The organism is Eubacterium sp. AF15-50 (genome assembly GCF_934835595.1).
Classification (GTDB): domain Bacteria; phylum Bacillota; class Clostridia; order Lachnospirales; family Lachnospiraceae; genus Eubacterium_G; species Eubacterium_G segne.
The window spans coordinates 14,087-27,655 of the sequence record NZ_CAKVZL010000021.1 but is presented as its reverse complement, the minus strand read 5'-3'; the positions used below and the strand labels follow the sequence as shown (position 1 = coordinate 27,655).

The 13,569-nt window shown below is 35.0% G+C and carries 15 protein-coding genes; 11 read left to right on the top strand and 4 right to left on the bottom strand.

Annotated elements, in window-relative coordinates; translation table 11 throughout:
- Positions 1–113: 113 nt before the first annotated feature.
- Entirely contained in the window at positions 114–377 is a 264-nt protein-coding gene (gene rpsT / locus Q5O73_RS04250; RefSeq protein ID WP_302669095.1) for a 30S ribosomal protein S20, read from the bottom strand.
- A gap of 220 nt (positions 378–597) precedes the next feature.
- Here rpsT and gpr point away from each other — a divergent pair, with 220 nt between their 5' ends.
- Both gpr and spoIIP read left to right on the top strand, forming a co-directional pair.
- Positions 598–1,509, top strand: a complete 912-nt coding sequence (gene gpr, locus Q5O73_RS04245; RefSeq protein WP_021953814.1) for a GPR endopeptidase — start codon at positions 598–600, stop codon at positions 1,507–1,509.
- Positions 1,510–1,688: 179 nt separating this feature from the next.
- Complete coding sequence (gene spoIIP, locus Q5O73_RS04240; protein ID WP_302669094.1) at positions 1,689–2,852, top strand: stage II sporulation protein P; 1,164 nt, start codon at positions 1,689–1,691, stop codon at positions 2,850–2,852.
- Positions 2,853–2,889: 37 nt separating this feature from the next.
- Here the strand turns inward: spoIIP and dut are convergent, their stop codons facing one another.
- Genes dut through Q5O73_RS04225 form a run of 3 tightly spaced genes read right to left on the bottom strand, consistent with a single transcriptional unit; the run spans position 2,890 to position 5,052 of the window.
- Positions 2,890–3,327 carry a dUTP diphosphatase gene (dut, locus tag Q5O73_RS04235; RefSeq protein WP_021953816.1) on the bottom strand — a complete coding sequence of 146 codons (438 nt, stop codon included), beginning with the start codon at positions 3,325–3,327 and terminating at the stop codon, positions 2,890–2,892.
- A gap of 20 nt (positions 3,328–3,347) precedes the next feature.
- On the bottom strand, positions 3,348–3,875 hold the full coding sequence (nrdG, locus tag Q5O73_RS04230; protein WP_302624324.1) for an anaerobic ribonucleoside-triphosphate reductase activating protein: 528 nt from the start codon (positions 3,873–3,875) through the stop codon (positions 3,348–3,350).
- A 28-nt stretch (positions 3,876–3,903) separates the two neighbouring features.
- The gene (locus Q5O73_RS04225) at positions 3,904–5,052 is read right to left on the bottom strand and encodes an NADP-dependent malic enzyme (protein WP_021953818.1); all 1,149 of its coding nucleotides are present in this window, start codon (positions 5,050–5,052) and stop codon (positions 3,904–3,906) included.
- A gap of 229 nt (positions 5,053–5,281) precedes the next feature.
- On the opposite strand from Q5O73_RS04225, the gene rho reads away from it, so the two are divergent.
- The 9 genes from rho to Q5O73_RS04180 all read left to right on the top strand — a co-directional run bounded on the left by rho (position 5,282) and on the right by Q5O73_RS04180 (position 13,554).
- Complete coding sequence (gene rho / locus Q5O73_RS04220; protein ID WP_186840470.1) at positions 5,282–6,859, top strand: transcription termination factor Rho; 1,578 nt, start codon at positions 5,282–5,284, stop codon at positions 6,857–6,859.
- 105 nt (positions 6,860–6,964) lie between these two features.
- Complete coding sequence (gene rpmE / locus Q5O73_RS04215) at positions 6,965–7,165, top strand: 50S ribosomal protein L31 (RefSeq protein WP_021953820.1); 201 nt, start codon at positions 6,965–6,967, stop codon at positions 7,163–7,165.
- Between the two features lie 68 nt (positions 7,166–7,233).
- Positions 7,234–8,271, top strand: a complete 1,038-nt coding sequence (locus tag Q5O73_RS04210) for a DUF1385 domain-containing protein (protein WP_302669093.1) — start codon at positions 7,234–7,236, stop codon at positions 8,269–8,271.
- Between the two features lie 3 nt (positions 8,272–8,274).
- The gene (gene prmC / locus Q5O73_RS04205; RefSeq protein WP_302669092.1) at positions 8,275–9,120 is read left to right on the top strand and encodes a peptide chain release factor N(5)-glutamine methyltransferase; all 846 of its coding nucleotides are present in this window, start codon (positions 8,275–8,277) and stop codon (positions 9,118–9,120) included.
- Between the two features lie 27 nt (positions 9,121–9,147).
- Positions 9,148–10,218 carry a peptide chain release factor 1 gene (prfA, locus tag Q5O73_RS04200; protein ID WP_021953823.1) on the top strand — a complete coding sequence of 357 codons (1,071 nt, stop codon included), beginning with the start codon at positions 9,148–9,150 and terminating at the stop codon, positions 10,216–10,218.
- 2 nt (positions 10,219–10,220) lie between these two features.
- Positions 10,221–11,042: a sugar phosphate isomerase/epimerase gene (locus Q5O73_RS04195; protein ID WP_186840472.1), complete on the top strand. Its 822-nt coding sequence runs from the start codon at positions 10,221–10,223 to the stop codon at positions 11,040–11,042.
- A 103-nt stretch (positions 11,043–11,145) separates the two neighbouring features.
- Positions 11,146–11,874, top strand: a complete 729-nt coding sequence (locus Q5O73_RS04190; protein ID WP_021953825.1) for a CpsB/CapC family capsule biosynthesis tyrosine phosphatase — start codon at positions 11,146–11,148, stop codon at positions 11,872–11,874.
- A gap of 23 nt (positions 11,875–11,897) precedes the next feature.
- Positions 11,898–12,818, top strand: coding sequence for a YveK family protein (locus tag Q5O73_RS04185; protein WP_302624047.1), 921 nt, complete (start codon positions 11,898–11,900; stop codon positions 12,816–12,818).
- Positions 12,819–12,822: 4 nt separating this feature from the next.
- A complete protein-coding gene (locus Q5O73_RS04180; RefSeq protein ID WP_021953827.1) occupies positions 12,823–13,554 on the top strand; it encodes a CpsD/CapB family tyrosine-protein kinase in 732 nt (243 codons plus the stop codon).
- Positions 13,555–13,569: the final 15 nt, after the last annotated feature.

Here is a 13,569-nt window from a genome sequence, read left to right as displayed (position 1 = left end):
TGCAAGCTCATTTCATGAACTTACAGCTCCATCACTTATCATAGAATGTCTATTTACAGACTTTATTTCACAGACTCGAAAAAACAACAGCCTCTTATTTTTGTTGCAATTAATTATGCAATAGTGTTAACTAATTTTGTTAATCTTGAAACTTTTCTGGCAACATTGTTCTTGTGGAAAATTCCCTTTGAACCAGCCATTTCAATAAGCTTTGTAGCTGCGATTAATGCTTCGTTAGCTGCAACCTTGTCGTTTGCTTCAACAGCAGCTTCAACTTTCTTAACAGCAGTCTTAACAGCTGACTTAACTGATTTGTTTCTTTCGTACTTTGTCTGATTAACTAAAATCCTTTTCTTTGCTGACTTAATATTAGCCATTTTTAATACCTCCGCTTATTAACGTTTAAGATTTCCGTTGAGAGAGATTGGAAATCCTGTTATATATCTGCGCCACTGGAAATGCGGACGTCGACGCAGACATCAAGGATTATTTTAGTAAAAGAAAAATAATATGTCAATAGTATTATTGAAAAATAATTAATAAAACATTAAAAGATGCTTAAACTAATTATAGGTATTAAATTAGTAGGAGAAGAAAATGTCTTTTTTGGAAAATAACAATATATATACAGATTTAGCCCTGGAAGAGAGGGAAAGATTTAAGGGAAATGTTGAAATTGAAGGTGTAAAAATAAATAAAAAATATGATGAAAACATGCATATGACTACTACGGTAGTGGATATATTTAACGAAAAGGGTGCTGGTGAAATGGGTAAGCCTGAGGGATGTTACGTTACAATGGAAACTAAACTGTTAAAGGATAATGATGAAGATTTCAGAAAGAAAATTGCTGAAGAATTAACTGACAACCTCGTAACAATTATGGAAAAACAGAGACCTGAAAGTGTATTGATTGTGGGGCTGGGAAACCTTTATGCCACTCCTGATGCATTAGGGCCTAAAACCGTGGAAAAAATAGAAAGCGGAAAGGGAGTATATTGTGTTTCTCCGGGTGTACTTTCCCAAACGGGAATGGAAACATTTTCCATAATTAAGGGGATTATAAATGAAGTAAATCCTGATTTAGTTATTGCTATTGACTCATTAGCTGCCCGTAATGTAAGGAGAATAACTACAACCATACAGATTACTGATACGGGAATTACTCCGGGGTCAGGTATAGGTAACCATAGGAAAGGAATAAATCAGGAGTCATTAAACCGAAAGGTTATTGCCATTGGCGTTCCCATGGTAGTAAGCGGTGCTACCATTGTTAATGACACTATGGAAAATTTAATTAAAATTCTATCTTCAGTTAAAAATAATTCCGTGGTAAAACTTTTTGAAGATTATACAGAGCAGGAGAAATACCAGCTGTTTGAAGAACTTTTGTCAGAGGAAACAGAGCAGATGTTTGTAACACCAAAGGATGTGGATGAAATTGTGGAAAATCTAAGCACAACCATTGCTCATGGACTTAATAAATATTGCAGGGAATTATTTAATTAAGTTCTAAGGGTAAAACTTGTGGCATATACTATATCAGTGGGACAAAGTGGGGTGAGTATGTGCAAAAAGGATTATATTTAAACAAAAACAGAATAAATATTTCAGAAAAACTGTTTTCGATTTCAGTGAAAATCATAATCGTATTATTGTGCATATATATAACCATCAGGTGTATTAATATGATTTCAGGAAACAAGGCAGGAGAAGTTACAGGGGAAGCCATAAATAATGCATCATCTGTAATTGCAAGGGAAATAGTTGAAAATTCGGGGATTATGAATGAATATATGCTTTATGTGGAGAATCACGGAAATATTTCTGAAATGGCAAAGAAGGAACTGTTAAACAAAATTGTTTCTGAATATATGATGCATAGTGAATATACTTATGATACAGCTGATCCGGGGTATGACCAGGTAATTAATCTTATATATGAAAATGCAAACTATGCAGAAAAAAAGGAACAGCCTACAGAAAAAGAGACAAAACCTAAAAAGAAAAAGGCAGTTGTGGCATCAGCAAATGTGATTGTTCCTACGCCAAAAATTACAGGAAGACTATATAATGCTCAAAACATAGGTAGCTTTAAAGATGTTATGGACAGATTTTATATTGTGACAGAGGCAACAAGCCTTTATTCTGGGGACATACCCATAAAATCTGCTTTAAACGAGAATTTTAAAATAAAAGGGAATAATACAAAACCTCAAATATTGATTTATCATACTCATTCCCAGGAAGAATTTGCTGACAGTAGCGACGATGTATCAACCACCATAATAGGAGTAGGAGACAGATTAGCCAAAATACTTAAAAGCCAGTTTGGGTATAATGTAATTCATGACACTACTAAATATGACATAGTAAATGGAAAGTTAGACAGAAGTGAAGCATATGATCAGGCAAGAGTAGGGGTTAAAAAGATTTTGGAAAAAAATCCTTCCATCAGCCTTGTGCTTGACATACATCGTGACGGTATAAATGAAAACACCAGATTAGTTACAGAGGTTAATGGAAAAAAGACTGCACAGATAATGTTTTTTAATGGTATGTCCAGATTTAAAAATTCAGGAAATATTGATTATTTGTATAATCCTTATTTATATGAAAATCTTGCGCTGGTTTTACAGATGAAAGTGAATGCAGAGGCTTATTATCCGGGATTTACAAGAAGAAATTACGTGAATGCTTATAAATATAATCTTGATTTGTGCAGGCAGTGCATGTTAATAGAGGTGGGAGCCCAGACTAATACATATGAGGAAGCGCAAAATGCGGCAGAGCCCTTAGCAATGCTTATAAATCTTACAATGGGTAAAAATAAACAAGGTGCTTCTAAGTAAGGGAAATCCTAAAACTTCAGCACCTTGTTTTATATAATTATTTTCTTCCTGTTGAACCAAATCCATCAGCACCTCTTACAGTATCTGAAAGTTCATTTACTTCATTGAAATTAACTTTCAAAAATGGAGTAACTACTATCTGGGCAATTCTGTCACCAGGCTCCACTGTGCGGGATTCTTGAGAGTGATTGTATAAGGCAACGGTGATTTCTCCACGGTAATCCGCATCGACTACACCAACTTTATTAGCGGGAGCTAATCCCATTTTGCAGGAAAGACCGCTTCTTGCATAAACAAGACCGGCATAGCCTTCAGGTATTTCCATGGCAAGACCTGTTCCAATAAAACTTGTTTCACCGGGATTGATGGTAATAGGTTCATCAAGGCAGGCGTAAAGGTCGGCACCTGCTGCGTAGTCTGAACCATAAGTAGGAACAATGGCTTTTTCATTTAGTTTTTTTATGTTTAACTGCATTTTTAATCTCCTTAAAATTTTTATATTTCTTTCTTCCACAAACATATTCTGCCGGAAGAAAGAGTTTCCGGCAACTTAATAAGACGCTGGTTTTCAGAACCTCTGAAAACAAGATTAAGGTTCTTTAGGGATTCTATAAAGGGACCATCTACTAAAACGTCAATATATGACATAAGTTCTTTTGTGTATGGCCATTTATCATACATATATCCCATAATGTCCCGTTCAAATTCATAACCGGTATAGCACCATATGTTTTTATCAGGGTAAGTTTCTTTAATTTTTTTTGCCAGAAGAAGAAGGTCATGTTGATTCTCCTTTGCAAATGGCTCTCCACCTAAAAAAGTAATACCTGCATAGGCGGGGAAGCTTAGTTCCTTAATAATGCAATTAATGGTTTCGTTAGTAAAAGGCTTTCCATAACTGAAATCCCATGCCTGCTGGTTAAAACATCCGGGACATCTGTGAGGACAGCCGCTTACAAACAGGGATAACCGGATTCCGGGACCATTTGCCACATCATAAGTTTTTATTTCTGCATAATTCATGTTAATGAACTCCTAATAGTTTTATAAATTAAATATTGGCTTTAACAGCTTCGCTTACAACATTTGCCACATCAGGGTTAAATGCTTCAGGAAGTATATTATTTTCATTTAATTCATTATCAGGAACTAATGAAGCAATGGCTAAAGCAGCTGCAAGCTTCATTTCCTCTGTAATCTGTTTTGCTCTGCCTTCAAGGGCACCTTTAAATATTCCCGGAAAGGCTACAACGTTGTTTACCTGATTTGGAAAATCAGAACGTCCTGTTCCCACAACTTTAGCACCGGCAGCCTTAGCTACATCAGGCATGATTTCAGGTACAGGATTTGCCATGGCAAACATAATGGCATCTTTATTCATGGTTTTAACCATTTCACCGGTAACAATGTTTGGAGCGGAAACTCCTACGAAAACATCTGCACCAACTAATGCATCTTTTAACGTGCCGTTTTCTCCGGAAAGGTTTGTAACTTCAGCCATTTCCTTCTGAGCCCAGTTAAGGTCTTTAATATCCTTTGATAAAATACCGTAAAGACCGCATATTGTTAAATTCTTAAAACCATATTTAAGCAAAAGCTTTGAAATTGCAATACCGGCAGAACCGTCGCCGTTTACTACAACCTTACAATCTTCTTTTTTCTTTCCAACAACCTTAAGGGCATTAATTATACCAGCCAAAACTACAATGGCAGTACCATGCTGGTCGTCATGAAATACAGGAATATCAAGGATTTCCTTTAATTTAGTTTCTATTTCAAAACATCTTGGAGCAGATATATCTTCTAAGTTAATTCCACCAAATCCCGGGGCAATTCTTACTACAGTATCTATAATTTCCTGAGAATCCTGGGTATCTAAGCAGATAGGAACCGCATTTACCCCACCAAATTCTTTAAATAAAACAGCCTTTCCTTCCATAACAGGCATTGCAGCTTTTGCTCCGATATTTCCAAGTCCCAAAACGGCACTTCCATCGGATACCACGGCTACAGTGTTGGCTTTCCATGTGTATTTATAAACGTCATCAGGATTTTTTGCTATTTCCATACATGGCTTTGCAACTCCCGGTGTATAAGCTAATGATAAATCTTCTCTTGTTTTTACATGGCATTTGGCTTCAGTAGTAATTTTACCATTCCATTTTTCGTGTAATTCCAGTGCTTTTTCGTCTGTTGTCATTTTATACCTCCAAAAATTAAAAATGTCATTAAGTACGGTAAATTCATACATTAATAAAGCATATCATATTTTTAGAATTTACTCTATTATTTTTTAAAAATATGTGTTAGAATGAATTGTCTGAAAAAAGATGTCTTTGGGGTATCCCCAATATTAAATCCATTATATAGAGATTAATAAATTAAAACTAAAAACACTTATTAGGGTAATAACCCTTGAAAGGAGTCTAATGAGAGAAAAGTTAAGTTCATTGCCTGTAGTTCAGCTGAGAGAAATTGCAAAGGCTAATGGTATTAAGTCTGTTACAATAATGAGAAAACAACAGCTTATAGACAGAATTATTGAGGTTAATGAAAAAAAGGAACAGGAGACATTAGAAAAGGAAGCAGCTAAAAAGGCTGAAACACTGGTAAAGAGTACATCTGACGAAGAAAAGAAACCGGTAGGAAGAGAACATTCATCACGAAGAAGTAAAAGTGGTGAAGTTAAAAAAAGCAGAGAACACAGATCTTCAAAAGAACATCGTAAGGTAAAAAGTAAAAACATAGAAGAAAATAATAGAGAAACAAAGATTACAAAAGAGGTTAAGGAACAGAAAAATGAATTACCTCAGGAAGATAATGATACTAAGACAGGTATTCTAGAGGTATTATCTGAGGGATATGGATTTATAAGATGCGACAATTATCTTCCGGGAGAGGCTGATGCTTATGTGGCACCATCCCAGATTAAAAAATTCAGACTTAAAACAGGAGATATGATTACAGGAAAAGTCCGTGATAAGAAAGAAAATGAAAAGTTTGGAGCGTTGTATTACTTAGAGAAGATTAATGGAGAACCTCTTGAAAATTCCATTAACAGACCAAGTTTTGAAACACTGACGCCTGTTTTTCCGAATGAGAGAATACATCTTGAAACAGACGGACATAGCATTGCAATGAGAATTGTTGATATTGTAAGTCCTATAGGTAAAGGCCAGCGTGGTATGATTGTTTCGCCACCTAAGGCAGGAAAAACAACATTATTAAAGGAAACAGCTAAGGCAATACAGCAGAACAATCCTGAAATGCACATGATTATTCTTCTTATTGATGAAAGACCGGAAGAAGTAACAGATATTAAGGAAGCAATACAGGGTGAAAATGTTGAAGTAATTTATTCTACATTTGATGAATTGCCGGATCATCATAAGAGAGTTTCTGAAATGGTTATAGAGAGAGCAAAAAGACTTGTTGAACACGGAAGAGATGTAATTATTCTCCTTGACAGTATTACAAGACTTGCAAGAGCATATAACATGACTGTTCCACCAAGTGGAAGAACTCTTTCCGGTGGTCTTGATCCTGCAGCTCTTCACATGCCAAAGAGATTTTTTGGTGCCGCAAGAAATATGCGTGAAGGCGGCAGTCTTACAATACTTGCCACAGCGTTGGTTGATACGGGAAGTAAGATGGATGATGTGGTATACGAGGAATTTAAGGGAACAGGTAATATGGAACTTGTTTTAGACCGTAAATTATCTGAAAAGAGAATTTTCCCTGCTATAGATATTACGAAGTCCGGAACAAGAAGAGAGGACTTACTTTTAGATTCCGATGAACTTGGAGCATCATATATAATTAGAAAAGAAACCAACGGCATGCGAAAAGAAGATGCTGTTGAACAGATACTTAACCTGTTTGCAAGGACAAGTGACAACAAAGAATTCGTTCAAAAAATAGGAAGATTAAAGATAACATACACTAACAATAATGGTGGTGGATATAATAACAACCATAATAACAGAGATAACTACAATAATCGTTAAAAAAGGGTTGCTATTATGTTATCACTATGATATAATGTCTAGGCTATTGAGTAAAAACGGATTGGCGTTGCCAATTAGCATAAAAATAAAAAAGAGGTGAATGTAATGAGAAAAGGAATCCATCCAGATTACCAGGAAGCAACCGTTACATGTAACTGTGGTAACACATTCGTAACAGGTTCAACTAAAAAAGAACTCCATGTTGAAATTTGCTCAGCATGTCATCCTTTCTACACAGGACAGCAGAAAGCTGTTTCAGCCCGTGGTAGAATTGATAAGTTCAACAAAAAATATGGTATCAAATAATTTTAAGGATAACAGGTTGAGAAGTGATTCTCAACCTATTTTCTTATGTATATATACAGGTGACTAATATGAGTGAGAATAATAAACTTGGTTCATCAGGAATTGGCGGTCAGGCAGTTTTAGAAGGCATAATGATGAGAAATAAAGATGATTATGCCGTTGCCGTAAGAAAGTCAGATGGAACCATTGAAGTAGAAGTAGAAAAGTATAAGGGAATAACAAAGGGTAATAAAATACTGTCCCTTCCGTTTATAAGGGGAGTCTTTAATTTTATTGATTCAATGATTTTAGGAATAAAAACATTAACATTATCTGCAAGCTTTTTTGATGATGAAGGAGAAGAAGAACCGGATAAATTTGAGGAATGGCTTCTTAGAAAATTTGGAGATAAGGCAGAAAAAATAATAATGAGATTTACAGTGGCTTTATCTGTTGTAATAGCAGTGGTAATGTTTATGCTGCTACCTTTATTTATTGCTGATTTAATGGAAAAATATGTGCCGGGCATTACTCAGAGTCATGTGCCGGTTATAGAAGGTATTGCCAAAATGATAATTTTTATTGGCTATCTTTTACTTATTTCATTAATGAAGGACATACAAAGAACTTTTATGTATCATGGTGCAGAGCACAAATGTATTAACTGTATAGAAAACGGAAAGGTGCTTAATGTTGAAAATGTAAGAAGCAGCTCAAGATTTCATAAGCGTTGTGGAACAAGCTTTTTGTTAATTGTGTTAGTTATAAGTATTATTATGTTTTTACTTATCAGAACAGATACAGTATGGCTTAAATATTTAATAAGAATATTACTTATTCCGGTAATTGCAGGCATTTCCTACGAATTTATCAGAAAGGCAGGTTCTTCTAATAACCCTATAATCAGTGCTTTAAGTAAGCCGGGATTGTGGATGCAGAGAATTACAACAAAAGAGCCTGATGATGATATGATAGAAGTTGCAATAGAAGCTGTTGAGGCAGTTTTTGACTGGGAAACTTATTTAAGAGATAATGGAATTGCACTTCCGGAAGATAAAAAAGAAGAACCGTTGCCTGAAAGTTACGAAGAAGTTAAGGCAGGCTCAGGGTATAATTGGAAATTTTAGACTATGGAAAAGATTTTAATTAAAGATTTAATAGCTAAAGCTTCTGAAAAGTTAAAAAAGGCAGAAGTGACAGACTATGTTATAGACAGCAGACTTCTGGCAGAATATGTTTTTCATATAGATTATTACAAACTTTTGGTACATCCTGACATGGAAACAGATGTGAAAAATGCACAGATATACAATCAGCTGATAGAAAAAAGAGCTGCGCATATACCTCTTCAACATCTTACAGGAAATCAGGAGTTTATGGGAATTAATTTTAAAGTCAATGAAAATGTTCTCATACCAAGGCAGGACACTGAAATATTAGTGGAAGAGGTTATTAAATATATTAATAGTCAGGAACGTAAAGTAAAGGTTCTTGATATGTGTACCGGTTCAGGATGTATAGCCATATCAATAGATAAATTATGTGATAATGCACAGGTTGTTGGAGCAGATATTTCAAAGAAGGCCTTGGAGATTGCTGAAATTAACAATAAAGAAAATAGTGCCGGGGTTGATTTTATAGAATCTGATTTATTTGAAAATATAAAGGAATGTTTTGATGTAATAGTGTCAAACCCTCCATATATAGAATCAGAAAAAATAGAAAAGCTGATGCCTGAGGTTAGAGACTTTGAACCCCGCATTGCGCTGGACGGAACAAAAGACGGACTTGAATTTTATAGGAACATATGTAACAATTTAAGTCGGTATTTAAAAGAACAGGGAGCAGTTTTCTTTGAAATAGGCTATAATCAGGGAAGGCCTGTTTCTAAAATATTAAATGAACAGGGATTTGAAAAAGTAAAAGTTATAAAAGATTATTCGCAAAATGACAGGGTTGTTTTTGCACTTAGATAATTTGGTTGTGAGAAAGTAGGTAAAGAAATGTTTGAAAAGTTAGATGGAATATTAGAAAGATATGACGAGATTATGGAGCAGTTAAATGATCCTAATGTTGTAAGTGACCAGAGTAATTTCAGAAAACTTATGAAGGAACAAAGTGATTTAGCTCCTATTGTGGAATTATACAGAAAATATAAGGAAGCACAGGAGACCATTCAGGATAGTCTTGCTATTTTAGATGAAGAAAGCGACGAGGAAATGAGAGAATTGGCAAAGGAAGAAATGAACGAAGCCAAAGCTTCAATTCCTGAAATGGAAGAACAGTTAAAGATTCTTCTTTTACCAAAGGATGAGAACGATGACAAAAACGTTGTAGTTGAAATAAGAGGTGGTGCCGGCGGAGACGAGGCAGCCCTGTTTGCAGCTGAACTTTACAGAATGTACTGTATGTATGCGGAAACCCAGAAATGGAAGACAGAATTAATATCAGTTAATGAAAACGGACTTGGCGGATTTAAGGAAGTTGTGTTTATGGTAAACGGTCAGGGTGCATATTCAAGACTTAAATACGAAAGTGGTGTACATCGTGTACAGCGTATTCCTGTAACAGAGTCCGGTGGACGTATCCATACTTCAACAGCTACAGTTGCAGTAATGCCGGAAGCAGAAGAAGTAGACGTGGAAATAGATATGAATGACTGCCGTTTTGATGTGTTTAGAGCATCAGGTAACGGTGGACAGTGTGTAAATACAACGGATTCAGCTGTAAGACTTACTCATATTCCTACAGGTATTGTTATTTCATGTCAGGATGAAAAGTCACAGCTTAAAAATAAGGATAAGGCATTAAAGGTATTAAGAGCAAGACTTTATGAATTAGAGTGCCAGAAAAAGCAGGATGCAGAATCAGAAGCAAGAAGAAGTCAGATAGGTACAGGAGACCGTTCTGAAAAAATCAGAACATATAACTTCCCACAGGGACGAGTAACCGATCACAGAATAAAATATACATCTCATAGATTAGAAAACATTATGAATGGTGATATTGATGAGATAATTAATCAGTGTATTGCTGCCGACCAGGCTGCAAAATTAGCAAAGGTGAATGATTAATTGTGGCACAGATACTATGCTCTACAGGAGCTTTAATAGGACGACCAAACAACAGAGACTATCGCATTCTAAGGGATGTTTGTCATAAGCTTAACTGCGATGGATTTGAATTTATGATGTATTCTACATGGTATGGCTTAGAGGGAGATATTTTGAAATTCCTTTTGGAATTAAATATAAATATTCCTGTTATTCATTGCGAAAAACATATAGGAGAGTACATAAGCAAAGGCTCTAAGGAAGATTTGGCAGAGGCCGTAAGGCGGTTTGAAATCAACTGCAAAATGGCAAAGGCATTGTCAGTTCATAAAATGGTTGTTCATTTATGGGATGGAGTCACGTCAGATTCTAATTTTTCAAATAATCTTGAAGCTTATGGTATTCTTAGAAAAATTGCCGAAGCTTATGAGATAGATTTATTAATTGAAAATGTCGTGTGCAATCATGAAAATCCAATGAAACACTGGATGGAACTGTTAAATCGGTATCCAGATATTCACTTTATATATGATACTAAAATGGCGGCTTTTCATTGTCAGGAAAATCTCTTATATGATGATAAATATGACATATTGTGGAAAGAAAAACATATAAGACACTATCATGTTAATGATTATGGTGGTGGATATATGGAGTGGAGCAGATTAAAAACACTTCCACCGGGAAAAGGGCACTTTGACTTTGATAAATTTTTTGATTATATAAGGAAAAACGGGTATAAAGATACCTTTACTGTAGAAGCTACGGCTTTTGGCAACGATGGGAAAATAGATATAAATATGTTAAATAAATGTTTTGAAAAAATCCGACGGTATATTGGTTAGAAAATATACTGTGGGATTTCATTTTATTATATTAGGTAGTTGTATGATTGTGGATTTTTTGGTACAATTAAACATAATTGTGGCATTAAGGAGGAATACAATTATGACAGGCATTACAGATATTCACAGCCACATCCTGTTTCAGGTTGATGATGGTTCACCATCCCTTAAAACATCAATAGATATTTTGAAGAAAGAGTATAGTCAGGGTGTAAGAAATGTAATATGTACACCACATTACCATGCCGGAGAATGTATGCCGGAGGGACAGTTAATAGAAGATAATTTTCAGGTATTAAAAAAAGAGGCGAAAGAAATAATTCCTGAAATGAATCTTTTTTTAGGCAATGAAATTATGGCATGTAATGATATGGCACAGATGCTTTCAAGTGGTGAATTATTCACATTGGCTCAGACAAATTATGTTTTGGTAGAATTTTATCCTACAGTAATTTTTTCGCAAATGGAAAAATATATAAGTTCATTGCTAAACGGAGGATATATTCCGGTAATAGCTCATTGTGAGAGATATAAGTGTCTTAGGAATGCATTTAAGGGGGTAAATAATAAAAATATTAGTCACTTAATTGAAATGGGGGCATATTTGCAGGTAAATGTTACAAGTGTTTTTGGAAGTGAACATAAATTTGTATCAAAACTTATTGATAATGATTATCTGCATCTTATTGCAAGCGACGCTCATAGTTTGGGAAGACGAGGCGTTTATTGGGAAGAATGTGTGAATTATTTAGAGAAAAAGTACAATGAAGATTATCTTAACTGGATTTTAGTTGAAAATCCATCAAAGATATTGAAGGGTGAGTACATATAATTTTGAAAGGAACTGGTAGATAAATGGACAACAGAATGGAAAACAGATTTGGCAATAAAGTAGACGGTCAGCCGGGATATAATACGTTTTATCCAAATGGAATAGAAAGTGATGAAATGAAAAATGAAATTGAGATTGACGTTAGAAGTTTGTTTGCAACAATTTTAAACAGGCTTTTTGTTATTATCTTAATAGGAATTTTAGTAGGTGGGGTGGCGTTTGTATACACTAAATTTTTTATTAGCCCACAGTATGTTGCCACAACCAAGGTTTATATATTAAGTAAGCAGGATCCGGATCAGAAGACGCTTACAACATCGGATATCGCTTTTGCATCTTATCTTGCAAAGGATTATGAGACCCTTCTTACAACCCGACCGGTTTTACAGGAGGTAAAAAAAGAACTTAATTTAGATATGTCAACGGATGCATTGGAAAAAATGATTACCGTAAATGTAGAAACAGATACACGAATTATGGAAATTTCAGTTACCAATACAGACCCTAAGTTAGCAAAAAAGATTGCTGATAAGGTAAGAGAGGTGGCAAATGAAAGATTAAAGGTAATTATGGATGACCTTGAACCGGTAAGATCTGTAGATGAGGCGGAACTCCCTACAACACCGGCATCACCTAATGTTAAGAGAAATACCATGATGGGATTTATTGCAGGTTTTGGAATTTCCCTTCTTGTAGTTATTATTTTATTTATATTAGATGATACCATTAAGACACCGGATGATATTGAAAAACGTTTAGGAGTAAGCGTTTTAGCAGCTATTCCTTTAAAGAGTGAGGAAAGCAGCAGAAGGTCATCTTACGGATATGGATATGGCAGCAGTGCACCGAAGGACAAAAAGAAAAAGAAAAAAGAGAAAAAGTCAGATAAGGTAGCAGCTAAAAACAAAGACTTAGTTCAGGATAAGAACCAGGGAAAGGAGTAAGGGAATGTTAAATATTAATCTTGATAAAATAACGGATTTAGACTTTAAAACTAAGGAAGCATATAAAACCTTAAGAACTAATGTACAGTTCTGTGGAAATGATGTTAAAATAATTTCTCTTACCAGCTGTGTTCCTAATGAAGGAAAGTCAATGGTGTCTTTCAACCTTGCCATTTCCATGGCAGAAACAGGAAAGAAAGTTTTGTTTATAGATGCTGATTTAAGAAAATCAGTGTTAATCGGAAGGTACAAAATAAACAAGGCAATTAAAGGACTTACTCAGTATCTTTCAGGTGTAGAGCAGTTAGATGATGTAAGATACAGTACTAACGTAAAAAACATGGATTTGATTTTGTCAGGTCCTGTTCCACCAAATCCTGCGGAGCTTTTAAATAACGAAAAGTTTACGGAATTGCTGGAAACAGCAAGAAAGGAATATGATTACGTTATTATTGATACACCACCAATTGGTCAGGTTATAGACCCTGCCATTGTTGCACAGCAGACAGATGGAGTTATTTTCCTTATTTCACAGGCAAATATCAGTTACAAATATGCCCAGAAACAAATTGAGCAAATGAGAAAATCCGGATGTAGAATTTTAGGAGCAGTTTTAAATAAGGTTGATCCTGAAGAAAAGGGTGGTTATTATGGTGGATACTATGGTAAATACTCAAAGAAAGGTTATGGCTATGGCTACGGTTACGGCTATGGAAATAACGGAGAATATAAATAATTATAGAATTACACC

Excerpts from the sequence above, each read along its gene's own strand:
- rho (WP_186840470.1), top strand. The coding sequence starts at position 5,282 with ATGAGAGAAAAGTTAAGTTCATTGCCTGTAGTTCAGCTGAGAGAAATT.
- gpr (WP_021953814.1), top strand. The coding sequence starts at position 598 with ATGTCTTTTTTGGAAAATAACAATATATATACAGATTTAGCCCTGGAA.
- Q5O73_RS04190 (WP_021953825.1), top strand. The coding sequence starts at position 11,146 with ATGACAGGCATTACAGATATTCACAGCCACATCCTGTTTCAGGTTGAT.
- prmC (WP_302669092.1), top strand. The coding sequence starts at position 8,275 with ATGGAAAAGATTTTAATTAAAGATTTAATAGCTAAAGCTTCTGAAAAG.
- Q5O73_RS04180 (WP_021953827.1), top strand. The coding sequence starts at position 12,823 with ATGTTAAATATTAATCTTGATAAAATAACGGATTTAGACTTTAAAACT.
- Q5O73_RS04225 (WP_021953818.1), bottom strand. The coding sequence starts at position 5,052 with ATGACAACAGACGAAAAAGCACTGGAATTACACGAAAAATGGAATGGT.
- spoIIP (WP_302669094.1), top strand. The coding sequence starts at position 1,689 with ATGATTTCAGGAAACAAGGCAGGAGAAGTTACAGGGGAAGCCATAAAT.
- Q5O73_RS04185 (WP_302624047.1), top strand. The coding sequence starts at position 11,898 with ATGGACAACAGAATGGAAAACAGATTTGGCAATAAAGTAGACGGTCAG.
- rpsT (WP_302669095.1), bottom strand. The coding sequence starts at position 377 with ATGGCTAATATTAAGTCAGCAAAGAAAAGGATTTTAGTTAATCAGACA.
- dut (WP_021953816.1), bottom strand. The coding sequence starts at position 3,327 with ATGCAGTTAAACATAAAAAAACTAAATGAAAAAGCCATTGTTCCTACT.
- rpmE (WP_021953820.1), top strand. The coding sequence starts at position 6,965 with ATGAGAAAAGGAATCCATCCAGATTACCAGGAAGCAACCGTTACATGT.
- nrdG (WP_302624324.1), bottom strand. The coding sequence starts at position 3,875 with ATGAATTATGCAGAAATAAAAACTTATGATGTGGCAAATGGTCCCGGA.
- Q5O73_RS04210 (WP_302669093.1), top strand. The coding sequence starts at position 7,234 with ATGAGTGAGAATAATAAACTTGGTTCATCAGGAATTGGCGGTCAGGCA.
- prfA (WP_021953823.1), top strand. The coding sequence starts at position 9,148 with ATGTTTGAAAAGTTAGATGGAATATTAGAAAGATATGACGAGATTATG.